The sequence below is a fragment of the Micromonospora sp. RL09-050-HVF-A genome (assembly GCF_019374995.1).
Taxonomy (GTDB): Bacteria; Actinomycetota; Actinomycetes; order Mycobacteriales; family Micromonosporaceae; genus Micromonospora; species Micromonospora antibiotica.
Genome location: NZ_JAGKQP010000002.1, coordinates 418,575 through 444,497, shown reverse-complemented (window position 1 = coordinate 444,497; position 25,923 = coordinate 418,575). Strand labels below are relative to the sequence as shown.

Sequence of the window (25,923 nt, the reverse complement as noted above, 5' to 3'; positions counted from 1 at the left end):
CCACCCGCCGAGTCGATTGACTTTCGATAGCTTACGAGCGATAGTCGATATATGACGACAGCGCGTTGGGCGGTCACCGCCCTCAGAGGCTTCCTCGTGGTCCTGTTCGCGGTGCTGGTGCTGTTCCAGACCATGTCGCTGCCCGGCCAGTTCGCCCACCTGGCGCGCGAAGCACCCGAGCAGGCCTACCTGCGCTGGCCGGCCACCGCCGTGACGGTGTTCTGGGTGCTCTGCGTACAGGTGGTGATCGTCGCCACCTGGCGGCTGCTCACCCTGGTCAGAAACGACCGGATCTTCAGTGAGTCGGCACTGGCCTGGGTGGACGCCATCGTCTGGGCCGTCGCCGCCGGCTGGTTGGTGCTGGTGGCCGTCTTCGGCTATGTCGGGTTCCACGCCGACGACCCCGGGCTGCCGATGCTGCTGTTCCTCCTGTCGGTCGGCGTCACCGTGCTCGGGCTGCTGATGGTGGTGATGCGGGCGCTGCTGCGGCAGGCCACCGCACTGCGCACCGACCTGGAGGCGGTGATCTGATGCCCATCGTCGTCCGCATCGACGTGCAACTGGCCAGACGCAAGATGAGCGTCGGCGAGTTCGCCGAGCGGGTCGGGCTGACCCCGGCCAACGTGGCCGTGCTGAAGAACGGCCGGGCCAAGGCGGTGCGGTTCAGCACGCTGGAGGCGATCTGCCGGGTGCTCGACTGCCAGCCGGGCGACCTGCTCGAATTCGTCGACGACGAGGAGCCGACGCCGTGAGGTACCTGTCCGCCCTCGTCGCCGTCGTGCTCCTGGCCGTCGGGGTGGCCGGCGTCGTACTCGGCGAGTCCGACGACTCCCCCGGGCTCCAGTTCCTGGGCGGCCTGCTGGTCATCGGCGCGATCGCCATCGGCGTACGGGTCCTGCGGTAGCGCCCGCCGGGGCCAGGTCGTTCAAGGGCGCCGCGCGGTGGCGCTCACGCCGGGGGAGACGCCGTCTCGTCGACCACCATCCCGGCGTTACCCGCCACCGCGCCGAGGACCTCGCGCACACGGCGTCGGCGGTCGAGGCGTGCCCCGGCGAAGCTGACGGGACCGTGGAACGTCGCCTGCCCGTCGCCGCCGCCGAGCCGGAAGGTCGCCCCGGTGAAGACGCTCCCCACGAACCCGGTGTCGCCGTGGAACTGGGCGCCGGTGAAATCGGCGTGGCCGACGTGGCAACCGCCGAGGTCGAGGTCGACCAGGGTGGCCCCGCAGAGCATGAGGTCCGTTCCCGGCCAGTGCGGCGGCTCGCCCGGGGCGGGCGTCGACGGACGCAGCCGCGCCGCGAGCATCCGTTGCGCGGTGCGCCGCAGCTCCAGCTCGGCGGCCTGCCCGTCGGTGCGGGGCCCGGCCAGGTCGAACGACAGCGGGGTACGCAGGTAGCCGCAGACCGCGTCCACCACCCGCTGCCGCAGCTCCGGCCGGGCGTCACCCAGGTCGGCGAGGACCGCCAGCCCCGCCCGGCGCACGTCCGGGTCGGCGTCGGCGAGCTGACCCGAATACGGGCGGACGGCGTCGTCGGGCACCAACTGCGCCCCGTCCGGCCCGGCCGGTGCCGGCGTCCAGCCGAGCGGCCAGCACACCGGCCCGTCGTCGGTCGTACCGGCCCAGGTCGCGCCGGTGAGGTCCACGCTGGGCTGGTCGAGGTGGACCGGCCCACCGAACCGGGCCCGTCGGAACGTCGCGGCGGCCCCGAACCGCGCCTTGAAGAACCAGGCCGGACCGGCGAAGCTGGCCTGCCGGAACGACACCGGCCCGACGAACCGGGCACCGTCGCCGCCCTCCCTCCACTCCTGGTAGTCACCCATCAGTACGGCGACGGGCCAGTGCGGGTCGTCCTCGTTCGGCTCGTCCCAGGGTGCCGGGGAGGTCTCCTCGATGGTCTCCCAGGCCGGGTCGTCCTCCCACAGCTCGTCCTCGCCCCGGCCGAACCAGGCGAACGCGGCGAACCGGGCCCCGGTGAAGTCGGCGTCGGCGCGGAACCGGGCCCGACCGAATGCGGCGTGGCCGAGGAACCGGGCCCGGGTGAAGCGGGCCGGGCCGGGCCAGACGGTGCGGGCGAAGTCGGCGTCGCCGGTGAACCGGACGTCGGCGAACGAGGTGGCCCCGAGGAACCGGGCGTCGGCGAACCGGGCCGCGCCCAGCACCGCGCAGGAGAGGTCGAGGTCGACCAGGGTGGCCCCCCGCAGGTCGAGGTCGACGGCGGGCGGCGGTTCCGGATCGGCGGTCGGGTCCGCCGGCCCGGCCGGGGCTTCCGCCGCCGGGCGCAACAGCGCGGCCAGCACCCGGCCCGCCTCCCGCCGGGCGTCGGCGTCCCACCCGTCGGCCCCCACCGGTGCCCGCAGCCCGTCGGCGAGAGCCGCGACCGCCCGGGGTCGCAGCCCGGGGCAGCCGGACACCAGTTCGCCGAGGCCACGCAGGGCGACGATCCGGCCCGCGCCGGTCTCCTGCGCCACCGCGCGGACGGCTACCTGGAACGCCACCGAGTCCGACTCCCCGACCGTCACCCGACCTCCCACCCGAGCCCTCGCCGGGGACGCCCCCGGCGTCGCGCAGGATAGCCGGGCCGACAGGCAGCCACCCCAGCCGGGCGGCCCGGTCAGCCGCCCCCGGTGGGCCCGGTCAGCCGCCCCCGGTGGAGCCCGGTCAGCCGCCCCCGGTGGGCCCGGTCAGCCGCCTCGGGCGAACAGCGCCAGGCGAACCCGGTTCGGGCTGTCCGTCTTGGTCATCAGACTGGTGATGTGGGTCTTGACGGTGGTCACGCCGATGTGCAGCCGGTCGGCGATCTCGGTGTTGGACAGCCCCTCGGCCACCAGGTCGAGGACGTCCCGCTCGCGGGCGGTCAGGCCCGTCACCGGTGTGCGCGGCTGCACGCGGGCCCGCACCGCCCGACCGACCAACCGCTGCAACACCTCTTCGCTGAACGGGCTGGCTCCGGCGGCGGCCCGCCGGACCCCGTCGACCAGGTCGGCAGGCGGGGCGTCCTTGAGCAGGAACCCGCAGGCACCGGCGGTCAGGGCGGGATAGAGATGGTCGTCGTCGCCGAACGTCGTCAACACCAGCACCCGGGTGCCGGGCCGGTCGGCGAGGATGCGCCCGGTCGCGGTGATCCCGTCGACACCGGGCATCCGCAGGTCCATCACCACGACGTCGGGGACGAGCCGGGCGGCCAGGGTGACCGCGTCGCGGCCGTTGTCGGCCTCCCCGACGACCTCGATGTCGGGTTGTGCCTCGCAGAGCATGCGCAGGCCCGCACGGATGAGGTGCTGGTCGTCGACCAGCAGCACCCGGATCACGCCGGCCCCGCCGCGTACGGCCCGGCGGAACCGGGCGGCGGGGACGCCGGGCCGGCCCACCCGGCCCGAGGCGTCCCCGCACCGGCCGGCGACGCACCGGCACCGGGCGACGCCCCGGTGGGGGACGCACCGGCAGGCAGCACGGTCCGGACCCGCCAGCCGGTGCCGGCCGGCCCGGCGTCCAACCGCCCACCGAGGACCTCCACGCGTTCCCGCATGCCGGTGAGACCGTGTCCACCACCGGGCGGCACCGCCGCCGGAGCCCAGCCCCGACCGTCGTCGGACACCTCCCAGTGGACGGCGTCCTCGACGACCGACACCGACAGCCGTGCCCGCGTGGACGTGCCGGCGTGCTTCACCACGTTCGTCAGCGCCTCCTGGGTCAACCGGAGCACCGCCAGCCCGCGTACCGCGTCGAGTGCGCCCACCGCCGGATCGACCTCCGCCTCCACCGTCACCCCGGCCTGCCGGGCCCGGTCGATCGCCGCGCCGAGCGCGGTCGGCAACGCCGCCGGCTCGATCGAGATCAGTGCCGCGTCCCCGTGCGCCACGTCGGGATCACGCAGTACCGCGACCAGCCCCCGCAGGTCGGCCAACGCCGCCGTCCCGGTCGCGTGCACGTCGTCGAAGACCGCGCCCACCCCGGGGCCGAGGTCGGTCAGGACGTGCCGGGCGACACCGACACGCAGCACCATCGACGCCACATGGTGCGCGACCACGTCGTGCAGCTCGCGGGCGATGGCGCTGCGTTCGTCGGCGCGCGCCGCCCTGTTGTCCGACTCGCGTCGCAACTGTTCCGCCCGGAGCCGTTCCTCGGCCTGCCGGGCGAGTTCGCGGTTGGTACGCACCACCGTGCCGACCAGCAGCGGCAGCCCGACGTAGACCAGCACCCCGAACACCGTCCCGACGATGCCCCGGGCCCCGTGACCCGACGGGGACGGGCCGAACGCCGTGACCACGGCCAGCCCGCCGGCGGCCAGCCAACCGGTACGCGGCCGACGGGACCGCATGGTCAGTTCGAGCAGCGCCCAGCTGGCCCCGACCTGGTTGATGGTGGTGTCGTCGAGGGCCACGACCGCGACCACCAGCAGTCCGGTCTGCACCGTCAGGTTCACCAGGGGCTGGCGGTGTGCGAGCAACGCGACGGCGAACGCGACCACCGCCAGCGCCCACTGGGCGTCGGTGGGCGGCTTACCGGCCTGCGTGCCGAAGACGAGGTAACCGAGGCCACTGAGATCGAGCAGCAGCATCCGCACGAGAGTGTCCCGTGCGTCGAACAGTCGCCCGACCCAACCCACGGGGTCAGCCTACGGATCGGGAGGTGGGAGCGGCAGCTGCCCCACTCGGGTGGGTCCAGCGGGTCCGCAGCACCAGGTAACCGGCCAGGCCGAGGGGTCCCAGCAGGATCGTCGCCACCAGCACCGGGGCCATGATCAGCGCCGGCACGGCACGGTCCCGGCTGTCGAGCCACGCCCACCGGCCGACGAACAGGTCGAACCCGATCAGGTGCGCCCAGGCTGCCGCCGCGCCGACGTCGGTGCCGAACAGGTCCCGTACCCCGGTCAGGGTCGGCGAGGTCACCACCGGGAGCACCGCGCCGAGCGCCGGGAGCACCAGCACCGCGTAGATCACCAGGACCGGCAGGACGATCAACGGCGACCGGACGATCCGGATGGTCCACGACCAGCCCGGCAGCAGGATCATCAGCGCCCAGAACGGTGCGGCCAGCGCGAAGGTCAGCGTGAACCAGGTGGCGGTCACGCGGCCAGCGCCAGTTCCGGGCGACGTCGCCGGGCCACCACCGCCACCGCGGCGACCGTGGTCGCCGCAGCCAGGGCGGCCAGCGCGGTGAGGGTGGCCAGGTCCGGCCGCAGCAGCGGCTGCCCGCGCAGCGCCTGCCAGGTCAACAGCACGGTGAGTACGCCGTACCCGGCCCCCGCGACGACCAGCAGCCGGACCCGGCTCCGCTCGTCGAGCCAGTGACCCAGGTAGCGGCGCAGCAGGTAGGCCAGGATCGGTAGCGCCTGCATGGCGTGCAGCCCCACGAAGTGCCCGATCCGCAGGTCGCCCCCGGTGGTGCTCCACCCGACGATCGGCAGGCCCGGCCCGCCGTCCGGCACGCCCACGCTGTGCGCCCCGGCGATCCCGTCCGGCCCGGCCCGGTCCTGGGCCACCATCGGGAACGCCGCCAGCATCCCCAGCGCGGACAGGCCGAGCCCCAGAGCCACCGCCCAGGTGGTGGCCCGGTCGGTGGGCCGCCGTACCAGCAGCACCACCGCGACGATCAGGTGCGCGGCGAACAACACCATGATCGCTATTCCCATCACCTGCCAGAGGGCGGCGTTGAGCGGGGTGGTCTGGTTGTAGTGGCTGGTCGTGCCGCGCAGCACCTGCCCGACGATCACCACCATCTCGGCCAGGGCCGTCGCCACCACCACGCCGGCCGACCACTCCGCGATCCGGCTGCGGCGCGGCAGTTGCGCCAGCATCCAGGCGAGGGTGGCGGCGTAGAGCGCGAAGGACACCGAGAACTTGAACGGCTTGAGCCAGATCGGCACGCCGGTGAGCACCCGCCCGTCGACGACCACACCGACGGCGGTGACGACGGCGAGCACCGCCGCCGCCACGCTGAGCACCATCAGGGGGCGGTGCCGGCCGGCCGCCCGGGACATCAGTTCAGTCATGTGTCGAGCCTCGCCGGCTGCCGGCCCGGCCGCGCCCGACCGGAAGCCCCGGTCACGGCCCCCGGTCGGAGGCCGCCTCCTCCCCAGGGTGGAGGGGTGCCGGGGCGGACGGGCGGATTGACGGCATAGACGATGCTCAGTACCTTGGAAAGCGCTTACCTCGACTGACGCGCCGACCCACCACCTCCCGGAGCGGCCCCGGGGCAGGGCGGGCTTCGTACCCCAACCCCCAGGAGAAGACCATGATCTACCGACAGCGTCGGACGGCACTGTGGATGTCCGCAGTGGCGGCGACGACGCTCACCGCGACCGGAGTCGTGATCACCGCGAACGCCGCCCAGGCCGCCGCCGGTTGCCGGATCGACTACACGGTGTCCACCCAGTGGTCCGGCGGTTTCACCGCGAGCGTCAACCTCACCAATCTGGGCGACCCGCTCAGCGCCTGGACGACCACCTGGACGTTCGGTGCCGGGCAGCGCGTCGACCAGGGGTGGAACGCCACGTTCAGCCAGAGCGGCAGCACGGTCAGCGCGGCGAACGCCGGTTACAACGGGGCGGTCGCCACCAACGGCACGGTCTCGTTCGGTTTCAACGGCACCTGGACCGGCAGCAACCCGGTCCCGACGAACTTCGCGGTCAACGGGGTGGCCTGCACCGGCGGCGTCACCCCCACCACCGGCACCCCCACCAGCGCGCCCCCGACGACACCCCCGCCCACCACACCCCCACCCACCACGCCGCCGCCGACCACCCCACCGCCCACGACACCCCCGCCGTCGGGCAGCACGCTGTACGTGGCACCGAACGGCAGCGCCGGTGCGGCCGGCACCCAGACGAACCCGACCACGCTCGCCTCGGCCATCACCCGGGTCACCGCCGGCGGGACGATCTACGTCCGCGCCGGGACGTACAACCTGGCGCAGACCGTGACCATCGAACCGGGCAACAACGGCACCGCCAGCGCCCGCAAGAAGCTGTTCGCCTACCCGGGTGAGAAGCCGGTGCTGAACTTCTCGGCGATGAGCGAGGACCCGGCCAACCGGGGACTGGCGCTGAACGGGTCGTACTGGCACGTCCAGGGCCTCGTCGTCGAGCGGGCCGGCGACAACGGGATCTTCGTCGGGGGCAGCAACAACATCATCGAGCGCACGGTCACCCGTTTCAACCGCGACAGCGGGTTGCAACTCTCCCGGATCGCCTCCAGCACCCCGCGCGACCAGTGGCCTGCCAACAACCTGGTGCTCAGCGCCGAGTCGCACGACAACGCCGACTCCGACGGGGAGGACGCCGACGGCTTCGCCGCCAAGCTCACCGTGGGCAGCGGCAACATTTTCCGGTACGCGGTGTCGCACAACAACATCGACGACGGGTGGGACCTCTACACCAAGACCGACACCGGCCCGATCGGCGTGGTCACCATCGAGGACTCGCTCGCCTACAACAACGGCACGCTCAGCAACGGCACCCAGAACGGCAACGGTGACCGCAACGGCTTCAAGCTCGGCGGCGAGGACATCGGCGTCAACCACGTCGTGCGGCGGACCATCGCCTTCCGCAACGGCAAGCACGGGTTCACCTACAACCGCAACCTCGGCTCGATGTCGATCTCGAACAACCTGAGCATCGACAACACCGAGCGCAACTTCTCGTTCGACGGTGGCAGCTCGGTGTTCCGGAGCAACACCTCGTGCCGCAGCGGCAGCGGCTCGAACGACAAGATCGTCGGCAACGCCGACAGCTCCAACCAGTTCTGGAACGGCGCCAACGGCTCCCGCTGCGCGTCGTACACCGGGGCGATCGGTTGGTCCTTCGCCTCCGACGGGCGGCTCGTGGTGACCCTCGGCGGCCGGCAGGTCACCCTGTAACCGCCGGCCTGCGGGTGGTGGCCCGGCCGGTCCGACCGGCCGGGCCACCACCACGGGCAGCCCGGTCGGCACGGCCGGCGCGGCCTGCGGCCCGTCGGCGGCGACGGCCAAGGGCGGGCCGCAAGCCGGGCAGGCGGAGGCGGCGGACCCGGCCGGGCGGGGCAGGCGGGCGGGGCAGGCGGAGGGCGACCGGTCACCGGGTCGTGAGGCCGACCAGCGTGGCCAGTCGCGCGACACCGGCCACAGTAGGCCGGCCCCGGGCGATCTCGGCGATCACCGCACGCGCCGCCGGCCGGCAGCGCACCTCGGCCGGCGCGATGCCGTCCGCGTCGACGAGCACCCGACCGGCCCCGAACAGGTCACCGACCTGGAGGTACGCCCGCGCGGCGTCGACCAGGTAGGCGGCCCGGTACTCGGCCGGCAGCAGCTGCCACCCCTCCCGACGGACCACCTGCTCGTGCCGGTAGACAGCCTCCCCACCGTCGCCCACTTCGATCGCCGCCACCACCCGGGCCAGCTCGACGGCGACCGGCCCGAAGCAGATCCGGTGCGGATCGTCACCGCTCCCGGCCCGGGTGGCGATCCCGGCAGTCAGGTCGATCAGCTCGTCGGCCCGGTGGGTGTCGCCGTGCTCGGCGGCGGCAAGGGCGGCCTGGAGCAGCAGCGTCCCGCAGAGCGCCTGCCGGCCCGCCGGGGCGTCGCGTACCGGCCTCGGGGCGACGCGACGCGCGGCGGCCACGGCCACCGCGAGCGCCAACCGGCCACGGCCCAGGGCCCGCAACGCCTGCCCCACCGCGACCGCCGCCGTACCCGCCAGTACCGGGTCGTCGCCGGCCACGGCCACCGCCCGGTCGGCGGCCAACCACCCGAGGTCGGCCTCGCCGAGCTTCACCAGCACCGCCGAGGCGATCCGGTACGTCTGCACCAGCGCCTCCGCCGCGCCCTCCGGGGCGGTCGAGTGCCGGCTGCGGGCCGCGTCGAGCAACCCCGGCAGTGCCCGCAGCACCTGCGCGTAGTGCGCGTGCTGATAGGTCAACCAGGCGTGCCCGACATGCCGCCGCAGTTCCGCCGGTGACACCACCCCGACCGTGACGTCGTAACGGGCGAGGGCGGCGCGCAGCCCGTCCACCCCGTCCACGCCGGTCCCGCCCGCCGACGGCAGCCGGGTGCCGAGCAGCACCGCCGGATCGACCCGCAGCACCTCGGCGATCTCCTGGATGACCGAGTACCTGTCCAACGTGCGGACCCCGCGTTCGACCTTGTCCACCCAGCTCTTCGACTTGCCGAGCCGGTCGGCGAGCATCTGTTGGGTCATCCGCCGCCGTACCCGCCAGCGCGCCACCCGCCGTCCGACCGGCAGTTCCTCAGAGCCCACGCCGCCACCGCCGATCCGGCACGGCGCGCGTCGTGTCCTCCACGGGTACCCGCTCCGCCTCGGCCTGCGCGAGCAGGCGACACCGAGCCGCCTCCTGCTCAGCTGCATCAATCCGCTCACCCCGGTTCCTTGGAGGGGACGGATCGTCCTGAACCGAATAGACCGGATGCTGGTACCACTTTCGTCTCGGCATGACACCCCTCTTCATCACTGACCGGGGTCCAACTCTACTAGCAGAGTAGACAGTGTAAGCAATGTTGAAACAAAAGACATACTGGACATGGCTAGCTGGGCCGACTGATCTACTGAATTCCATGAGTGGCTACGTCCCGACCTTCCGGATGGTCATCAACGACATCCGGACGTCGATCGCCTCGGGGCAGCTCAAGAAAGGCGACAAACTCCCGTCGCTGCCTGAACTTGCCGAGAGGTACGACTGCTCCATCGGCACGGTGCGGCGGGCGATCGAACATCTCCAGATCACCGGCGAGCTTCAGGGACGCCAGGGCAAGGGCACTTACGTGACCGGGAAGCTGTTCGAGGAGTCCTGAGCTGCGGGCTGATGCTCGTCGCCCGTCAGCGGGCGGCGCGAGGTCGGGTCTGGAGTGTCATGGTCCGATCGGGCTTATGACACACAGGCATAAATATGACGGACAGGCATACTGCTCTGCGCGCACACTGGCTCCCGCCGCACCCGTGACCCAGCGTGACGACCCCTCGCGGGGACATGCACCCTCGCGATCCCCGATGCTGCCGCGGGCAGCAGCGGGCAGCAGCGGCCCGCCGCTACCCGCCGCACCGCCCGTGTCACCCGAGAAACGCGCGGGCCCGCGCAGATGACCCCGGGCCACGACCGCTGCCGCGCACAGCCAGCCGTGGCACAGCCGGGCGCGGCGCTCAGAGAGCCACGATCGCGGCGGTCTCCGCCGGCAGCTCCACCCGGTCGCGCATCACCGTGACGCCCTCTCCGGTGGTGAGCAGCACCCGGCGGGCCACCCCGGGCAGGGTGATCCGCTGGCGTCGACCGGCGAGGTTCGCCACCACCAGGCATCCGCCCCGGCGGACCACCAGGAACTCGTCACCGTGGCGTACCTCCACCTGGTGCAGGCGGGGGTCGGACAGGTCGGGGCGGGCCTTGCGCAGCGCGATCAGCCGCCGGTAGAAGTCGTACATCTCGCGGTGTTCGGGCTTGTCCAGCTCGGCCCAGTCGAGCCGGGAACGCAGGAAGGTCTGCGGGTCCTGCGGGTCGGGCACGTCGCCCGGCGGCCAGCCGTGCGCGGCGAACTCGCGCCGCCGGCCGGTCGCGACCGCCGCCGCCAGCTCCGGCTCCGGATGGCTGGTGAAGAACTGCCACGGCGTGCTGGCCGCCCACTCCTCCCCCATGAACAGCATCGGGGTGAACGGCGCGGTCAGCAGCAGCATCGCCCCGACCCGCAGCAGCGCGGGCGACAACCCGGCGGAGATCCGGTCGCCGGTGGCCCGGTTGCCGATCTGGTCGTGGTTCTGCAGGTACGCCACGAACCGGTGCCCGGGGGTGGCGTGCCGGTCCACCGGCCGGCCGTGGCTGCGGTTGCGGAAGCTGGACCAGGTGCCGGCGTGGAAGAACGCCCCGGTCAGCACGTCGGTCAGGCACTCCAGCGAGCCGAAGTCGCCGTAGTAGCCCTGCCGCTCCCCGGTGAGCAGGGTGTGCAGGGCGTGGTGGGCGTCGTCGTTCCACTGCGCGTGCAGGCCGTAGCCGCCCGCCTCCCGGGCGGTGATCAGCCGGGGGTCGTTGAGGTCGGACTCGGCGATCAGCGACAGCGGCCGGCCCAGGTGGGTGGCGAGCGCCTCCACCTCGACCGCCACCTGCTCCAGGACGTGCACCGCGCGGGAGTCGGGCATCGCGTGCACGGCGTCCAGCCGCAGGCCGTCGACGTGGTAGTCGCGCAGCCACATCAGCACCGAGTCGACGATGTAGCGGCGCACCCCGTCGGAGTGCGGGCCGTCGAGGTTGACCGTGCGGCCCCAGGAGTTGTCCTGCTCGGTCAGGTAGGGCGCGAACCTCGGCGCGTAGGCCCCGGAGGGCCCGAAATGGTTGTAGACGACGTCGAGGATCACCCCCAGCCCCCTGGCGTGGGCGGCGTCGACCAGGCGTTTCAGCCCGTCCGGCCCGCCGTAGGGTTGGTGCGGGGCAAACCAGCACACCCCGTCGTAGCCCCAGTTGTGTTCGCCGTTGAAGGCGTTCACCGGCAGCAACTCGATCAGGTCGACGCCGAGGTCGACCAGGTGGTCGAGGCGGTCGATCGCCGCGTCGAAGGTGCCCTCCGGGGTGAACGTGCCGACGTGCAGCTCGTAGAGGATGCTGCCGGGCAGTTGCCGGCCGGGCCAGCCCTGGTCGGTCCAGGCGAAGGCGGCGTGGTCGTAGCGTCGGCTCGGCCCGTGCACCCCGGTCGGCTGCCAGGCCGAGCGCGGGTCGGGCAGCGGGGTGTCGTCGTCGTCGAGCAGGAACGCGTAGTCGGTGCCGGGGCCGGCGGCGGGCACCTCGACCCGCCACCAGCCGTCCGGCCCGGCCCGCATGTCGCGGTCGGCGACGCCGGGCAGGTGCAGCCGGACCCGGGCGACGTCGGGCGCCCAGACGGTGAACTCGGTCATGCGGCAGCCTCCACGGGGTCGGTGGGAGCCAGCAGGGCGGTGGGCGCGAGGAGCGCGACGGGGTAGGTGCTCAGCAGATCATGAAGGAGCAGCTCAGAACCACTGTAGACCCGTCCGGTGAACACGTCGGTAACACTGTTGCCGGGCATCGACAGGCGGGTGTCACGCCAGCCGCCGTCGCGGGCCAGCCCCACCGGCAGCCGGGTCGCCACCGCGATCACACCACCCCGGTCGAAGGCGACCACGTGGGCGGCGGCCGGCCCGTGCGCGGCCACCGGCCGGTAGCCGGCGAACAGCTCCGGGTGGTCACGGCGCAGCCGCAGCGTGCGGGAGACCACCAGCAGCTTGGCCGCGCCGTCGGCGGCCACCGCCGGTTGCCAGCCGGCGTCGAGCCGGGCCAGCAGCTCCCGGCGTACGGCGAAGTCGACCGGGCGGCGGTTGTCCGGGTCGACCAGCGAGTTCTCCCACAACTCGGTGCCCTGGTAGGTGTCGGGCACCCCCGGCATGGCGAGCTGGACCAGCTTCTGGCCGAGCGCGTTGGACCAGCCGGCCGGGGTCAGCTCGGCGGCGAACGCGCTGACCTCGTCGTGCAGCAGCGGGTCGTCGTACAGCCGGTCGACCAGGGCGTGCAGGTCGTGTTCGAAGGTCGGGTCGGGGTCGGCCCAGCTGGTGGAGGTCGACGCCTCCCGGGCGGCCTTCTCCACGTACGCGTGTAGCCGCTCCCGGTCGATCGGCCAGGCACCCACGGCGGTCTGCCACAGCAGGTGGGCGAAGGCCGGATCGGCCAGCGGCGCACGGGCCATCCAGTCACCGACCTGCTCCGCCCAACGGGCCGGCAGCTCGGCGAGCACGGCCAGCCGGGCCCGGACGTCCTCGCCACGCTTGGTGTCGTGGGTGGACAGCGTGGTCATGCTGGTCGGCCAGCGGACCTGCCGGGCGGCGGCGAACCGGTGGAACTCCGCCGGCGGCACCCCGAAGTGGGCCGGCGAGCCACCGACCTCGTTCAACGCGACGAACCGGCTCCACCGGTAGTAGGCGGTGTCCTCCACCCCCTTGGCCATCACCGCACCGGTGAGCTGCGGGAACCGGGCGGCCAGCTCGTGCTCGGGACGGCGCAGCAGCGCGGTCACCGCGTCGAGGGTGGCGGTGAGATCGGGCCGGCGGCGGCCCGCCTCGGCGCGGGCGGCGGCCAGGTGCCGGGCCCCGTGCGGCGGGTAGCCCCGGTAGACCGGGAAGCAGGCGGCCAACTCCGCCAGGGCCGCCCGGGTGGCGTCCCGGTCGAGGTCGGGGGCGAGGGAGGCGAGCCGGCCCAACTCGGCGGCGAGCAGCCGGGTGGCGGCTTCCAGCTTGGTGGTGTGGGTGAGGTCCTGCCACGAGGTGTGCCGGCCGGTGAGCCGGGCGTCGAGGGCGGTGAAGTCGCCCTCGGCCCGCCCGTCGACGAACAGCCCGCAGACCGCGGCCAGCGCGTCGTAGCCGGTGGTGCCGTCGACCGGCCAGTCCGGTAGCTCCTCGCCGTACTCCAGGATCTTCTCCACCACCAGCCAGGCGTGCGGGGCGGCGGCCCGCAACCGGGTCAGGTAGCCGGCCGGGTCGCGCAGGCCGTCGGGGTGGTCGACGCGGATGCCGTCGACCTCACCGGCGGCCACCCAGCGCAGCACCTCGGCGTGGGTGGCGTCGAAGACCGCCGGGTCCTCCACCCGCAGCCCGGCCAGGTCGGACACGGCGAAGAACCGGCGGTACGTCAGCTCGGCGTCGCCGCGCCGCCAGGAGACCAGCTCGTAGTGCTGCCGGTCGTGCACGTCGCGGGGGCTGCCGTCGGCGGTGCCGTCGGCGACCGGGAACCGGTGCTCGTGGTAGCGCAGTTCCCCGTCGACCAGCTTGAGGTCGTCGAGGGCGTCGGGGCTGTCGGCGAGCACCGGCAGCAGCAGCCGCCCCCGCTCCCAGTCGACGTCGAACCAGTCGGCGTACGCCGAGTCCCGGCCCCGGCGCAGCACGTCCCACCAGGCCGGGTTGGCGGCCGGCTGGGCGACCCCGACGTGGTTGGGCACGATGTCGACGACCAGTCCCAGCCCGGCCGCCCGCAACGCCCGGACCAGCCGCTGCCGGCCGGCCTCCCCGCCCAGCTCCGGGTTGACCGCGCGGTGGTCGACCACGTCGTAGCCGTGCGCGGAGCCGGGGGTCGCGGTGAGCAGCGGCGCGGTGTAGAGGTGGGTGACGCCCAGGTCGGCGAGCCAGTCGGCCAGCCCGGCGGTGGTGTCCAGGTCGAACCCGGGTCGGACCTGGACGCGGTAGGTCGACCCGACCGTCGCCGTCGAGTCGGGTGCGGGCTGAGCGGGCATGTCAGACCGTCCTCTCCAGGACCACCAGGGAACGGTCCGGCACGCAGACCGCGCCGCCCGCCTCGACCACCGTCGGCTTCTCCGGATCCGGTTCCGCGGTGCTGATCACCAACTCCCAGCGCTGCCCGAACTCCGCACCGGGCAGGGTGAAGTCCAGCGGCGCGTCGTGGGCGTTGAAGCAGAGCAGGAACGAGGAGTCCCGGTGCCGCTGGCCGTACTGGCCGCGTTCGGGGATGCCGTCGCCGTTGACGAACAGGGCCACCGACCGGCCGAAGTCGTTGCCCCAGTCCTCACCGGTCATCTCCCGGCCGTCGGGGGTGTACCAGGCCAGGTCCGGCAACCCCGCCTCGGCGTTGCGGCCACCCACCGGCAGGCCGGTGAAGAACCGGCGGCGACGGAACACCTGGTGCCGGTTGCGGAAGTCGGTGAGCCGCCGGACGAAGGCCAGCAGGTCGTCGTCGGCGTGCTCCCAGTCCACCCAGGCCAGCTCGCTGTCCTGGCAGTAGGCGTTGTTGTTGCCGTGCTGGGTACGGCCCAGCTCGTCGCCGTGGCCGAGCATCGGCACGCCCTGGGAGAGCATCAGGGTGGCGAGGAAGTTGCGGCGCTGCCGGGCCCGCAGTGCGGTGATGCCGGCGTCGTCGGTCTCCCCCTCGACGCCGCAGTTCCAGGACCGGTTGTGGCCCTCGCCGTCGCGGTTTTCCTCACCGTTGGCCTCGTTGTGCTTGTCGTTGTACGACACCAGGTCGTTGAGGGTGAACCCGTCGTGGCAGGTGACGAAGTTGATGCTGTGGAAGGGGCGGCGGCCGTCGTCCTGGTAGAGGTCGGCCGAGCCGGAGATGCGGGAGGCGAACTCGGCCAGGGTGGCCGGCTCGCCGCGCCAGAAGTCGCGGACCGTGTCGCGGTACTTGCCGTTCCACTCCGTCCACAGTGGCGGGAAGTTGCCGACCTGGTAGCCGCCGGGGCCGACGTCCCACGGCTCGGCGATCAGCTTCACCTGGCTGACCACCGGGTCCTGCTGCACCACCTCGAAGAACGTGGACAGCCGGTCGACTTCGTAGAACTCGCGGGCCAGGGTGGCGGCGAGGTCGAAGCGGAACCCGTCGACGTGCATCTCGGTCACCCAGTAGCGCAGCGAATCCATGATCAGCTGGAGGGAGTGCGGGCTGCGCACGTTGAGGCTGTTGCCGGTGCCGGTGTAGTCGACGAAGTACCGGCGGTCCTCTTCGGACAACCGGTAGTAGCTGGGGGCGTCGACGCCCTTGAAGCTCAACGTCGGGCCCAGGTGGTTGCCCTCGGCGGTGTGGTTGTAGACCACGTCGAGGATGACCTCGATGCCGGCGGCGTGCAGCGCCTTGACCATGCCCCGGAACTCCTGCACCTGCTGGCCGAGGCGGCCCAGCGCGGAGTAGCCGTGGTGCGGGGCGAAGAAGCCGATGCTGTTGTAACCCCAGTAGTTGCGCATGCCGAGGTCGGCCAGCCGGTGGTCGTGCACGAACTCGTGCACCGGCATCAGCTCGATGGCGGTCACCCCGAGCTGCCGGAAGTAGTCGATCATCACCGGGGAGGCGATCGCCGCGTAGGTGCCGCGCAGCTCCTCCGGGATGCCGGGGTGGCGCATGGTGAGCCCGCGCACGTGTGCCTCGTAGATCACCGAGTGGTGGTAGGGGATGCGCGGCGGCCGGTCGTTGCCCCAGTCGAAGTACGGGTTCACCACCACCGACTTGGGCATGAACGGGGCCGAGTCGGTCTGCGACATCCGGTCCGGGTCACCGCCCAGCTCGTAGTCGTAGACCGCCGGGTCCCAGCTGACCTCCCCGTCGACCGCCTTGGCGTACGGGTCGAGCAGCAGCTTGTGCGGGTTGCACCGGACACCGTTGGCGGGGTCGTACGGGCCGTGGACCCGGTAGCCGTACCGCTGGCCCGGCTCGATCCCGGGGATGTACGCGTGCCAGACGTACGCGTCGACCTCACGCAGCTCGACCCGGCGCTCCGCGCCGGTGTCCCACTCGTCGAACAGGCACAACTCGATCTTCTCGGCGACCTCCGAGAAGATCGCGAAGTTGGTGCCCATCCCGTCGTAGGTGGCGCCCAGGGGATAACGCTCACCCGGCCAGACCTGCATGTCGCTCCTTCGGCCCATGATCATGAGCACACCTACCGAGTCGGGGACCGGCCGATGCGCACGCCACTGATGCCCCGTGGCCGGGCCGACCAATCCACCCGTTCGGACGGCACCCGATTTCCACCCGTCCGAGGGATCACCCACCGTCAGGTGTCGTCCGTCACGATAGGCCCTTTCGAGATGCGCCGAGCCGCCCGATGCCCTTTGCTAGACGCGACGCGCCCGCGCGGGCACGTCGCCACTCGGCCCTCGGCCACACCCACCACCGCCCCCTCCCGCCGTCACCGCTGCCGGCGTGATCGCGTGCGCATGGACGGAGATTGATGTGACCACCCTGCGGGTCAGCGACCAGCTCGCGACCGCTGTGGACCGGACCCGCCGGCCCACCCCCACCTTCCGGCCCCAGCTCCCCCAGCAGGGCGGCGGCTCCGGCGTGCCCCCGCGCACCCGGCGCATCCTAATGCTCTCCTGGGAGTATCCGCCGGTGCTGGTGGGCGGGCTCGGCCGGCACGTGCACGCCCTGTCGGTGGCCCTGGCCGCCGCCGGGCACGAGGTCACCGTCGTCACCCGGCACACCGAGGGCGCGGCGCTGGAGGAGTACGCCGACGGCGTGCGGATCGTCCGGGCCGCCGAGGACCCGGTCACCTTCCCGCTGGCCACCGACTCGCTGCTGGCCTGGACGATGGCGTTCAACCACACCCTGACCCGGGCCGCCCTGCGGGCCACCGAGTCCGGCGCGTACGACGTGATCCACGCCCACGACTGGCTGGTCGCGCACACCGCCATGACGTTGCGCGCCCACCTGGACGTGCCGCTGGTGACCACCATCCACGCCACCGAGGCCGGCCGGCACCAGGGCTGGCTGCCGGGGGAGATGAACCGGACCATCCACGGCGTCGAGCAGTGGCTGGCCGCCGAGTCGGGTCGGGTCATCGTCTGCTCCCGGTACATGCGCGACGAGGTGGGCGCGCTGTTCGACGTGCCGACCGCCCGGGTCGACGTGGTCCCCAACGGGGTCGAGCCGCACCGGTGGAAGGTGCCGACCTCGGCGGTCACCGCGGCCCGCGCCCGGTTCGCCGGGGACGGGCCGCTGGTCACCTTCGCCGGCCGGCTGGTCTACGAGAAGGGCGTCCAGCACCTCCTCGCCGGCCTGCCCGGCTGCGCGAGCGGCACCCCGGCCTGCGCGCGGTGATCGTCGGCGACGGGCCGTACAAGGCGGAGCTGGAGGCCGAGGTGCGCCGGCTCGGGTTGGGCGGCACGGTCGCCATGCCCGGTTTCCTCGGCGGCACCGACCTGCCGGCCGTGATGGCCGCCTCGGACTGTTTCGCGGTGCCCAGCATCTACGAGCCGTTCGGGATGGTCGCCCTGGAGGGCGCGGCGGCCGGCGCACCGCTCGCGGTCGCCGAGACCGGCGGGCTGGCCGAGATCGTCGAGCCGGGGGTGACCGGGATGACCTTCGCCCCGGAGGACCCGGCCGACCTCACCGAGGCCGTGCACGCACTGCTGTCGGACCGGGAACGCGCCCGGGTGCTCGCCCGCCGGGCCCGCGCCATGGTCCACGAGCAGTACGGCTGGTCGGCGATCGCCGCCCGCACCGCGACGGCGTACGCCTCGGCGATCGCCGGGGACGCCGCGTTCACCGCGCAGCGGGCCGAGCAGCGGATGGCCACCGGCCGGGTCACCGCCCCGATCCCGGCGGGCAACCTGCTCGTCGCCGCCGGCCTGCGCTGATCCACCGGGCCCCGACGCCCGGTCTCCCGTACGCGAGAAGGCCGCCGACCCCCAGCGGGGTCGGCGGCCTTCGTCGTGACCGGGGTCAGCGCTGCGAGATCGCGGTGAACTCCCGCTCGGGCGCACCCGTGTAGACCTGCCGGGGCCGGCCGATCTTGGTCTCCGGGTCGCTGATCATCTCGCGCCACTGGGCGATCCAGCCGGGCAGCCGGCCCAGCGCGAACAGCACCGTGAACATCTTGGTCGGGAAGCCCATCGCCTTGTAGATCAACCCGGTGTAGAAGTCCACGTTCGGGTAGAGCCGGCGGGACACGAAGAAGTCGTCGGCGAGCGCGATCTCCTCCAGCTGCATCGCGATGTCCAGCAGCGGGTCCGGCTTGGCCATCCGGCCGAGCACGTCCTGGGCGGCCTTCTTGACGATGGCGGCCCGGGGGTCGTAGTTCTTGTAGACCCGGTGCCCGAAGCCCATCAGCTTGACGCCGTCCTGCTTGTCCTTGACCTTGCGGACGAAGGACGCGACGTCACCGCCGTCGGCCTCGATCTTCTCCAGCATCTCCAGCACGGCCTGGTTCGCCCCGCCGTGCAGCGGACCGAACAGGGCGTTCACCCCGGCCGAGACCGAGGCGAAGAGGTTGGCGTTGCTGGAGCCGACCAGCCGGACGGTGGAGGTCGAGCAGTTCTGCTCGTGGTCGGCGTGCAGGACGAACAGCATGTCCAACACCCGCGCCACCACCGGGTCGACCTCGTACGGCTCGGCGGGCACGCCGAAGTTCATCCGCAGGAAGTTCTCCACGTAACCCAGGGAGTTGTCCGGGTACAGCAGCGGCTGACCGATGGACTTCTTGTAGGCGTACGAGGCGATGGTGGGGACCTTCGCCATCAGCCGGACCGTGGACATCTCCACGTGCTCGGAGTCGAACGGGTCCAGGCTGTCCTGGTAGAAGGTGGAGATGGCGCTGACCGCCGAGGACAGCACGGCCATCGGGTGGGCGTCCCGGGGGAAGCCGTCGAAGAACCGGCGCATCTCCTCGTGCAGCAGGGAGTGCCGCCGGATCCGCTCGCTGAATTCGCCCAGCTGCTGCTGGGTCGGCAGCTCACCGTAGATGAGCAGGTAGGAGACCTCCAGGAAGGAGGACTTCTCGGCCAGCTGATCGATCGGGTAGCCGCGGTACCGCAGGATGCCCGCGTCACCGTCGATGTAGGTGATCGCGGAAGAACAGGATGCGGTGTTCACGAAACCGGGGTCGTATGTTGTCATCCCGGTTTCCTTGAGCAACTTACTGACCCCGATGCCCGCAGGGCCCTCGACCGCGCCCTGCACCGGCATCGAAAGCTGCCCACCGGGGTGGTCGAGCTTGACTTCCGTCATGTGGTTCCTCGCTTCGCCGGCGAATCTTCGTTGAATTGCCTTCGCTTTTACCGTAATCGCGGTCGCGGGGATACCGCCCCCCGTGGTTCTGCGGTGAGGTATGCGTCACCCGATTCCCGACCCAGCGGCGCGGAAACCCCGCCGGGCCCGGGGGTACGGCCGGAGCCGGACACCGGCGACGGGACGCAGAAAAGCGGCGAAATGCCAGGAAATTGCACTACAGCTTAGGAGAGGGTCAATCGACGCAGATCGCCGCCGCTGCCCACCCGGTAGATGTCCAACCGGTTCGCCCCGGCCCGGAACAGCCGGTCGTCGGGGAGGAACGCGGCGAACCGGCGACCCCCCCGGTCCGGGTGCACCACCGGGACGACCGCGCCGATGCGGCCGTTGACGGCCACCGCGAGCAGCGTGCCGTCGGGCACCTGCCCGGGCACGGTCCCCCACACCAGGGCCGGCAGCTCCCCCGCCCCCGCATCGACGTGGTCGAACGCGCCCAGGTGCGCCACCGAGGCGGTACCACCCGACGGCTTCTCCCCCACCGTCGTGCCGACCAGCGGATGCGGGACGGGCGGCGCGGGACGGGCCGGCACCCCGCCGGGAAGGACCACCCGCTCACCGGGCTGGTCGTAGAAGAACTTCTCGGCACGCTCCCGGGGCGGCTGCTGCGCGGACCGGCCGTCGAGCCGCCACGGGACCCGGACGTGCACCTCGTCGGCGATGGTGGGCAGCAGGTCCACGTGCTCCCAGTTGCGGTCGTCGACCCGACCGGCATGCTGACCGGGCTCCTTGACGAACAGCGGCACCCAGGCCACCTCGCCGGGCGCGTGCGTGATGGCCCCCATCCCCCGCCCCTGCCAGTCCGGGGCGAAACTCACCCCGTGGTCGGCGGTGAGCACGACCAGCGACCTGTCGTACAGGCTGGAGGCGCGCAGGGTGCGCAGCGTCTCGCCGACCAGCCGGTCGGTGTACCGCAACTGGGCCAGGTGCCGGGCCCGGGCCAGTTCCGCCCAACCCGCGCCGTCGTTGGGCAGGTCGTCCGGTGCGTCGTAACGCGCTCCGGACGGCAGGTACACCCACGGGGCGTGCGGCATCAGCAGGTGCAGGAAGTGCAGGGTCGGCCGGTCGGACGGGCGCAGCCCGGCCAGGAAAGCGGTGAACCGGGCCGGCTGGTTGTCGTTCAGGCTGTCCCAACGGAACTTCGGGTCGGCCGGGACCGGTTCGGCGGCGTCCAGGCCCACCTCGGCGGCGGTCTGCTCCCGGTACGACTCCTGCGGGTCGACCCGGCTGTCCACCGGGGCGGCGATGCGGCCCAGCAGCGCCCCGCTCTCCCGGACCAGCACGCCGAGCCCCTGTTCGGGGGCGACCGGCTGGTCACAGCGGCTGGGCGGGCAGAGCCGGGTGATGCTCTCCTGGGCCCGGATGTCGTACAGGCCGCCGAGGGCGGTGAACAGGTTGTCCGGGTACTGCGAGTAGTGCGGGGCGGCCGGGGTCGACGGGTAGCGGCCGGTCAACATCGCCGGCAACGCGTACGGCGTCCACCCGCTGACGCCGGTGGCGTTGCGGTACCAGGTGGAGCCGCCGGCCAGCTCGGCGAAGTTCGGGTAGCGGGCCGCGTCGATCCGTCCGTCCGGACCGAGCAGCGACACCAGCGGCAACTCGTCCAGGACGATCATGACGACCGGCGGGTGCGAGCCCGGGCCGGCGACCCCGGCGGCACCCTCGTGCGCGCGGGGCAGCACCACCGCCGAGGCGGGCGATGCGAACAGGAACAACCCGACGAAGACGACCGGTCCGACGGCGGCCACCCGCAACACCCGGCCGGGCAGCGACCAGCGCCGGTGTGCCACCGCCCCGGCTGCCCCGGCCAGCACCGCCACCACCACCAGCGGTACGCCCCGCAGCGCCGTCACCTGCCGGCCCACCTGCACGGCCAGCCCGGCCAGCAGCAGCCCGACGAGCACCGTGTGGGCACCGGCCCGGACCCGGGCCCCGGCCAGCCGGGTCGCCGCCCCGAGCAGTACCACGGCGAGGCCGGGCACCACCGCGACCAACGCCACCAGCGCGAGCACGTCCCCGCTGCCGGCCCGGTGGAACAGGAAGAAGTCGGGGCTGCGCCCGAGCACGTCGAGCAACGGCTGGGTGACCACCAGGCCGACCAGGGCGACCAGCTCCGCCGCCCGGCGCAGCTCGACCCGGCGGGTGGACGGCGCGCTCCGCTCATCCGGCGCGGGCGGCGCGACGGGCTCGGTCCGGGTGAGGGTCGGCTCAGTCACCCACCACCACCTGGTAGAGCGTCCGGGTGCCGGAGGGCAGTTCGCACCGACGCTCGATCCGGCAGTGGGCGGTCAGCAGCCGGGTGAACTCGTCGCGCCGGTAGTCGGGGAAGATCCCGGCCGGCTTGTTCGCCAGCAGCCGCCGCGCCATCGGGTCCTGCGGATCGACGAACTCCACCACCAGCCGACCACCGGGTCGGACGTACCCGACCAGCTGGTCGACCACCTCGGGAAGCGGCACGTTGTGGCCGATCGCCAGGTGGTGCACGACGGCGAGGGCGAGCACCACGTCGGCGTGGGCCCGGGCGGCGAACCCGGCCCGTTCCACGCCCCGCCAGCCGCCGCCGGGTGACGGGTCGGCCAGGTCCATCACCAGCGGCAGGATCCGCCGGTCACCCTCGGCACGCAGCGCCCGGTAGAGGGCGTCGACCACGGCCGGGTCCTGCTCGACGGCGACCACCTGGGCGGCGTGCCGGGCGGCGATCCGGGCGTACCGGCCGTCGTTGGCGCCCAGGTCGAGCGCCAGCCGGGGGGTGCCGCCCGCCGCCACCGCCGCCTCGACGAAGCTCTCCTTGGCCGCCCGGTCCGCCGTGGTGTAGCCGCAGGTGCGCGGGTAGTCGACCCAGTGGCTGCCGGCCACCCGACGGTCCAGCCGACTGACCAGCCGCGTCAACCGTCGTACGGTGGCCAGGGCCAGCTGGCGGGAGTAGCCCGCGTCGCGCAGCTGGGCGGCGACGGCGTTGCTGCTGGCGTCGGCGTTGCGGGCCTGCATCGCGCCGTGCAGGTGCACGTGCGTGGGCACCCCGGGCAGCAGCCGGCGCACGCCCCGGAACAACGGTCGGAGCTGGTCGGGGGTGATGCCGTCGACCCGGGCCCGCAGCCAGGGCTGGAAGTCCACCCCGAGATGGGCCTGAAGCAGCAGCGGATAGAGCAGGGTCTGGCAGAACTGCCGGTAGCCGGCCCACGGCTCGCCCTCGGTCAGCGGCGCGAACGAGCCGATGTCGATGAAGACCGGGGTGGCCCCCCGCCACTGGAGGTTGTAGGCCGAGCCGTCCTTGACGGTGAACCCCGCCTCCAGCGCCCGACGCAGGATCTCCAGGTGCAGCAGGGCGGCGTCGCGCAACATGCCGAACGACCACTCGTACGGATGCGAGACGAACGGGATGCGCTCGTGCCGCAGCACCGTGGTCCACCCGGTGTCCGGCAGCGTCGCCGGGTCCACCGCCGAGGTGGCGCAGACCTTGCCCTCGGCGAGCAGCGCGGCGAAGAACCCGCTGGCCGCAAGGGCCTGCCAGTCGGCGGTGCCCTGCGGGCCGAGCCCGCGCAGCACCTGTTCGCCCAGGTGGAAGACCCGATTGGCGGGGTCGCGGAAGGAGCCGGGTTCGGCCCGGATCCCGAGGTCGGCGGTGGTCATCCGTGCGCCGGCCCGTCAGTTGCCGGCGGGCTGTCGCGGTTGCCGGTCGGTCCGGGTGGCCTCGGCCGGTACGGAGGGGTGCCGCCCGGTCGCGACCGGTTGCCGCCCGGTCGCGGTGGCCTCGGCCTGCCCGGCGGGTTGGCCGGGTGGGCGGGCCTCGACGGGTTCGGTGGGGTGGCGCCGGAAGCGGGCCGCCACCCGCCGCCAGTAGAGCTTGGCGGCGACCGCTGCGCCCGCTGTTCCGCCGACCACCGCCTGCACGATCAGACTGCCGGATCCCGCGTCCAGGTAGGCCAGGTGCATCATCGGCCGCTCCCTTCCCTCGCCGTCATGGACCGCCGACAGGCACGCCGTTACGAGGCATTTGAACCTGAAAGGCGGGTTTCTCCCCTGACACCGTACGTCGTCCGGTCCCCGCGCGAGGGGCACATGGTTTCCTCGGTCCGTTCCGTTCAAGACCCCGGGTCGGGCACCGACCTAGCCTGAACCCATGACGCCCCGCTTCGACCTCATCGGCACCGCGGTCAACGACATGGCCCGCACCCTGGACTTCTACCGCCGGCTCGGGCTCGACATCCCCGCCGACGCCGACCACGAGGACCACGTCGAGGTCGCCCTGCCGGGTGGGCTGCGGCTGGCCTGGGACACCGTGACGCTGCTGCGCGGCTTCCACCCCGACTGGACGCCACCCAGCGGCAGCCCGCGCGCCAGCCTCGCCTTCCGCTGCGCCGACCCGGCCGAGGTGGACCGGTACTGGACCGCGCTGACCGACGCGGGCTTCCACGGCGAGGTCGCCCCCTGGGACGCCTTCTGGGGCCAGCGGTACGCCGTCCTGCACGACCCGGACGGCAACGGTGTCGACCTCTTCGCCCCGCTCGACCCGAGCTGACCACGGCGGCCACGGATTTGCCGGCATTCCCACCTGCTGCCGGCGGGACGGCGTGGTAACCGAGACCGAGAAGACCCGGCTCACGCCACCACTGCCCGCGCCACCGCCCCACGGGGCCACAGCCACGCGCGGCCACCGCCTGCCCCGCCACAGCCCGCGCACCACCACAGCCCGCGCGACCACCACAGCCCGCACCACCACAGCCCGCGCGGCCACTCCCCCGCACCACCACAGCCCGCGCCCGCGCGCCACACTGCCCGGGATGCCACCCGGACGCAGGATCCTGCCGGGAGCGGGACCAGGCGTGGTGCTATTCGGGTCCTTTCGAGCTGATGACGTCAACGATTCACTCGACCGGCCCGCCCACCGACTTCGCCGCTGCCGGGCCGGTTCGGGCAGGCGGAGCGGGGAGAACGAGGACAGAACCGGCCCGCCACCCTCTCATCCCCGAGCCGACATCGTCGGTCGGTGGCGTCATCAGCCCTCCCCTCCGACGCCGACCGGCGGGCGTGGAAGGTCCTGGAGAAACTGGCGAGGGCTCCGGACGACCAGGGCGGAAGCAGGGTGGTGACCGACGAGGACTCCGGACGACCGGGGCGGAAGCAGGGTGGTGACCGACGAGGACTCCGGACGACCGGGGCGGAGGCAGGGTGGTGAGTCGTTTGGGTCATCAGCTCGAAAGGGCCCGGACAGCACATGGTCAGCCGGGCTGTCCGACGACCGGGCGACGGCCCGGGTAATGGCCCGGGCGACGGCCCGGCGCTCAGTGCGCCGGCCGGAGCACCGGAATCGTCTCGATCAGCCCGACGATGCCCGCCGTGGCCCGGCGTCCGCTGGCGGCCCTTCCGCAACGGACTTCCGGGCCATCGCCCGGCCACGCTTGCCCAGCACCCGGCCCACGGCGACCACGACGTGACTGACGACCGACTGCCCCGTCCGTCGTCGCGCCGATGTCGACGGAGCCGCCCACGGCTGCCAAGGCACCCGATGACGGGCAGCCCCGAGTAACGGCAACGGGCACTACCGGGCAACGGACAGCGACAGGCAACACCCTGGCAACGGGCACTACCGGGCAACGGACAGCGCGGGTCAAGGGGCACCACTGCCGACGGGGCGGGGTCACCGGGCGAGCAGGGTGGTCGGCGGGACTCCGGCCAGGTCCCGGGCGTCGCGGGTGAAGTGGGCCTGGTCGGCGTAGCCGGCACGGGCAGCCACCTCGGCCAGGCCGACCCCGCGACCTGCCAGGGTGAGGGCGCGGCGCAGCCGCAGGATGCGGGCGAGGGTCTTCGGGCCGTACCCGAAGAGGGCCTGGCTGCGTCGGTGCAGGGCGCGCGGGCCGAGGCCGACCTCGGCGGCGGTCGCGGTGACCGTGGCGCCGGCGGCGAGCAGGGCGGCCACCCGGGGCCCAGCGGGTCCGCGCCGCCCACCCGGGCGAGCCGGTCGGCCGCCACCGTGGCCAGATCGGCGGCGGTGGGCGACGCGCCGAGTTGGTCGGCGAGCCGGAGGGCGGTCCGCCCCCAGAGGGCGTCGAGGGGCACCCGACGGTCGCGCAACTCGTCGGCGGGGACGCCGAAGACGGCCGGGCCCAGCCCGGGCGGTAGCCGGACACCACGCCACCGCTCCCCCTGCCGGGACAGGCTCAGGTAGGCCGTGCGGTCCGGCCCGGCGACCAGCAGGCCCGCCCGGCTCGACCAGAGCAGATCCAGGCAGCCATCGGGCAGCACCCGCGTCGGCGCGGCGTCCGGTCGACTCTCGCTCGCCCAGAGCACCGCGCCGACGATCATCTCGGCAGGCCGTTCCCGGTACACGGACCCAGCCTGCCACGCCACCGGCCGGGGACCGCGCCACGCCACCGGCCACCGGCCCGAACCGGACGACGACGGACACCGAAACAGGCCGGACATCGGGCCGTCACCTGGCAG

20 protein-coding genes and 2 pseudogenes are annotated in these 25,923 nt (G+C 73.0%); 7 read left to right on the top strand and 15 right to left on the bottom strand.

What is annotated here, in order from left to right; translation table 11 throughout:
- Positions 1 to 51 precede the first annotated feature (51 nt).
- Genes J7462_RS02225 through J7462_RS02215 form a run of 3 tightly spaced genes read left to right on the top strand, consistent with a single transcriptional unit; the run spans position 52 to position 904 of the window.
- Positions 52 to 531, top strand: a complete 480-nt coding sequence (locus J7462_RS02225) for a DUF2975 domain-containing protein (protein ID WP_219461077.1) — start codon at positions 52 to 54, stop codon at positions 529 to 531.
- On the top strand, positions 531 to 752 hold the full coding sequence (locus tag J7462_RS02220) for a helix-turn-helix transcriptional regulator (RefSeq protein ID WP_208566316.1): 222 nt from the start codon (positions 531 to 533) through the stop codon (positions 750 to 752). Before J7462_RS02225 ends, J7462_RS02220 begins: the two co-directional genes overlap by 1 nt.
- A complete protein-coding gene (locus tag J7462_RS02215) occupies positions 749 to 904 on the top strand; it encodes a hypothetical protein (RefSeq protein ID WP_219461075.1) in 156 nt (51 codons plus the stop codon). Before J7462_RS02220 ends, J7462_RS02215 begins: the two co-directional genes overlap by 4 nt.
- A gap of 44 nt (positions 905 to 948) precedes the next feature.
- Here the strand turns inward: J7462_RS02215 and J7462_RS02210 are convergent, their stop codons facing one another.
- The 5 genes from J7462_RS02210 to J7462_RS02190 form a co-directional block, all read right to left on the bottom strand.
- Entirely contained in the window at positions 949 to 2,520 is a 1,572-nt protein-coding gene (locus J7462_RS02210; protein ID WP_219461072.1) for a pentapeptide repeat-containing protein, read from the bottom strand.
- Between the two features lie 162 nt (positions 2,521 to 2,682).
- Positions 2,683 to 3,309, bottom strand: a complete 627-nt coding sequence (locus tag J7462_RS02205) for a response regulator transcription factor (protein WP_219461069.1) — start codon at positions 3,307 to 3,309, stop codon at positions 2,683 to 2,685.
- Positions 3,306 to 4,559 (bottom strand): sensor histidine kinase, encoded by a 1,254-nt coding sequence (locus J7462_RS02200; RefSeq protein WP_255597549.1) that lies wholly within the window; start codon positions 4,557 to 4,559, stop codon positions 3,306 to 3,308. Before J7462_RS02200 ends, J7462_RS02205 begins: the two co-directional genes overlap by 4 nt.
- 52 nt (positions 4,560 to 4,611) lie before the next feature.
- On the bottom strand, positions 4,612 to 5,070 hold the full coding sequence (locus J7462_RS02195; RefSeq protein WP_219461063.1) for an ABA4-like family protein: 459 nt from the start codon (positions 5,068 to 5,070) through the stop codon (positions 4,612 to 4,614).
- Positions 5,067 to 5,993: a hypothetical protein gene (locus tag J7462_RS02190; protein ID WP_219461060.1), complete on the bottom strand. Its 927-nt coding sequence runs from the start codon at positions 5,991 to 5,993 to the stop codon at positions 5,067 to 5,069. Before J7462_RS02190 ends, J7462_RS02195 begins: the two co-directional genes overlap by 4 nt.
- A gap of 242 nt (positions 5,994 to 6,235) precedes the next feature.
- On the opposite strand from J7462_RS02190, the gene J7462_RS02185 reads away from it, so the two are divergent.
- Entirely contained in the window at positions 6,236 to 7,858 is a 1,623-nt protein-coding gene (locus tag J7462_RS02185; protein ID WP_219461057.1) for a cellulose-binding domain-containing protein, read from the top strand.
- 193 nt (positions 7,859 to 8,051) lie between these two features.
- On the opposite strand, the gene J7462_RS02180 is transcribed toward J7462_RS02185, so the two are convergent.
- Positions 8,052 to 9,233: a helix-turn-helix transcriptional regulator gene (locus J7462_RS02180; RefSeq protein ID WP_308290698.1), complete on the bottom strand. Its 1,182-nt coding sequence runs from the start codon at positions 9,231 to 9,233 to the stop codon at positions 8,052 to 8,054.
- A 314-nt stretch (positions 9,234 to 9,547) separates the two neighbouring features.
- Here J7462_RS02180 and J7462_RS02175 point away from each other — a divergent pair, with 314 nt between their 5' ends.
- Complete coding sequence (locus J7462_RS02175; RefSeq protein WP_219461053.1) at positions 9,548 to 9,784, top strand: winged helix-turn-helix domain-containing protein; 237 nt, start codon at positions 9,548 to 9,550, stop codon at positions 9,782 to 9,784.
- Between the two features lie 346 nt (positions 9,785 to 10,130).
- Here the strand turns inward: J7462_RS02175 and treZ are convergent, their stop codons facing one another.
- Genes treZ through glgX form a run of 3 tightly spaced genes read right to left on the bottom strand, consistent with a single transcriptional unit; the run spans position 10,131 to position 16,325 of the window.
- Positions 10,131 to 11,864 (bottom strand): malto-oligosyltrehalose trehalohydrolase, encoded by a 1,734-nt coding sequence (treZ, locus tag J7462_RS02170; RefSeq protein WP_219461048.1) that lies wholly within the window; start codon positions 11,862 to 11,864, stop codon positions 10,131 to 10,133.
- A complete protein-coding gene (treY, locus tag J7462_RS02165) occupies positions 11,861 to 14,203 on the bottom strand; it encodes a malto-oligosyltrehalose synthase (protein WP_219461044.1) in 2,343 nt (780 codons plus the stop codon). The genes treZ and treY overlap by 4 nt, the downstream gene beginning before the upstream one ends.
- Before the next feature lies 1 nt (position 14,204).
- Complete coding sequence (gene glgX / locus J7462_RS02160) at positions 14,205 to 16,325, bottom strand: glycogen debranching protein GlgX (protein ID WP_219461039.1); 2,121 nt, start codon at positions 16,323 to 16,325, stop codon at positions 14,205 to 14,207.
- Positions 16,326 to 16,650: 325 nt separating this feature from the next.
- Between glgX and J7462_RS02155 the strand changes: the two are divergent.
- Positions 16,651 to 18,056 (top strand): annotated as a pseudogene (locus J7462_RS02155) (glycosyltransferase family 4 protein).
- Positions 18,057 to 18,141: 85 nt separating this feature from the next.
- On the opposite strand, the gene J7462_RS02150 reads toward J7462_RS02155, so the two are convergent.
- The 4 genes from J7462_RS02150 to J7462_RS02135 form a co-directional block, all read right to left on the bottom strand.
- Positions 18,142 to 19,425 (bottom strand): citrate synthase, encoded by a 1,284-nt coding sequence (locus J7462_RS02150; protein ID WP_219461036.1) that lies wholly within the window; start codon positions 19,423 to 19,425, stop codon positions 18,142 to 18,144.
- A 224-nt stretch (positions 19,426 to 19,649) separates the two neighbouring features.
- Positions 19,650 to 21,698, bottom strand: a complete 2,049-nt coding sequence (locus J7462_RS02145; protein WP_219461013.1) for a sulfatase-like hydrolase/transferase — start codon at positions 21,696 to 21,698, stop codon at positions 19,650 to 19,652.
- Complete coding sequence (locus J7462_RS02140; RefSeq protein WP_219461010.1) at positions 21,691 to 23,112, bottom strand: bifunctional 2-polyprenyl-6-hydroxyphenol methylase/3-demethylubiquinol 3-O-methyltransferase UbiG; 1,422 nt, start codon at positions 23,110 to 23,112, stop codon at positions 21,691 to 21,693. Before J7462_RS02140 ends, J7462_RS02145 begins: the two co-directional genes overlap by 8 nt.
- Positions 23,113 to 23,127: 15 nt before the next feature.
- Positions 23,128 to 23,418, bottom strand: coding sequence for a hypothetical protein (locus J7462_RS02135; RefSeq protein ID WP_219470885.1), 291 nt, complete (start codon positions 23,416 to 23,418; stop codon positions 23,128 to 23,130).
- A gap of 184 nt (positions 23,419 to 23,602) precedes the next feature.
- Between J7462_RS02135 and J7462_RS02130 the strand changes: the two genes are divergently transcribed.
- Entirely contained in the window at positions 23,603 to 24,001 is a 399-nt protein-coding gene (locus tag J7462_RS02130; protein ID WP_219461008.1) for a VOC family protein, read from the top strand.
- 1,119 nt (positions 24,002 to 25,120) lie between these two features.
- Here the strand turns inward: J7462_RS02130 and J7462_RS33150 are convergent.
- On the bottom strand, positions 25,121 to 25,399 hold the full coding sequence (locus J7462_RS33150; RefSeq protein ID WP_308290696.1) for a helix-turn-helix domain-containing protein: 279 nt from the start codon (positions 25,397 to 25,399) through the stop codon (positions 25,121 to 25,123).
- 194 nt (positions 25,400 to 25,593) lie between these two features.
- Positions 25,594 to 25,785: pseudogene (locus J7462_RS33145) on the bottom strand (AraC family transcriptional regulator); the annotation flags it as partial.
- Between the last annotated feature and the right edge of the window lie 138 nt (positions 25,786 to 25,923).

What these genes read in the sequence shown, in the direction of transcription:
- J7462_RS02225 (WP_219461077.1), top strand. Translation starts at nt 52, where the DNA reads ATGACGACAGCGCGTTGGGCGGTCACCGCCCTCAGAGGCTTCCTCGTG.
- J7462_RS02220 (WP_208566316.1), top strand. Translation starts at nt 531, where the DNA reads ATGCCCATCGTCGTCCGCATCGACGTGCAACTGGCCAGACGCAAGATG.
- J7462_RS02200 (WP_255597549.1), bottom strand. Translation starts at nt 4,559, where the DNA reads ATGCTGCTGCTCGATCTCAGTGGCCTCGGTTACCTCGTCTTCGGCACG.
- J7462_RS02190 (WP_219461060.1), bottom strand. Translation starts at nt 5,993, where the DNA reads ATGACTGAACTGATGTCCCGGGCGGCCGGCCGGCACCGCCCCCTGATG.
- J7462_RS02185 (WP_219461057.1), top strand. Translation starts at nt 6,236, where the DNA reads ATGATCTACCGACAGCGTCGGACGGCACTGTGGATGTCCGCAGTGGCG.
- J7462_RS02175 (WP_219461053.1), top strand. Translation starts at nt 9,548, where the DNA reads ATGAGTGGCTACGTCCCGACCTTCCGGATGGTCATCAACGACATCCGG.
- treZ (WP_219461048.1), bottom strand. Translation starts at nt 11,864, where the DNA reads ATGACCGAGTTCACCGTCTGGGCGCCCGACGTCGCCCGGGTCCGGCTG.
- treY (WP_219461044.1), bottom strand. Translation starts at nt 14,203, where the DNA reads ATGCCCGCTCAGCCCGCACCCGACTCGACGGCGACGGTCGGGTCGACC.
- glgX (WP_219461039.1), bottom strand. Translation starts at nt 16,325, where the DNA reads ATGCAGGTCTGGCCGGGTGAGCGTTATCCCCTGGGCGCCACCTACGAC.
- J7462_RS02150 (WP_219461036.1), bottom strand. Translation starts at nt 19,425, where the DNA reads ATGACGGAAGTCAAGCTCGACCACCCCGGTGGGCAGCTTTCGATGCCG.
- J7462_RS02140 (WP_219461010.1), bottom strand. Translation starts at nt 23,112, where the DNA reads ATGACCACCGCCGACCTCGGGATCCGGGCCGAACCCGGCTCCTTCCGC.
- J7462_RS02135 (WP_219470885.1), bottom strand. Translation starts at nt 23,418, where the DNA reads ATGATGCACCTGGCCTACCTGGACGCGGGATCCGGCAGTCTGATCGTG.
- J7462_RS02130 (WP_219461008.1), top strand. Translation starts at nt 23,603, where the DNA reads ATGACGCCCCGCTTCGACCTCATCGGCACCGCGGTCAACGACATGGCC.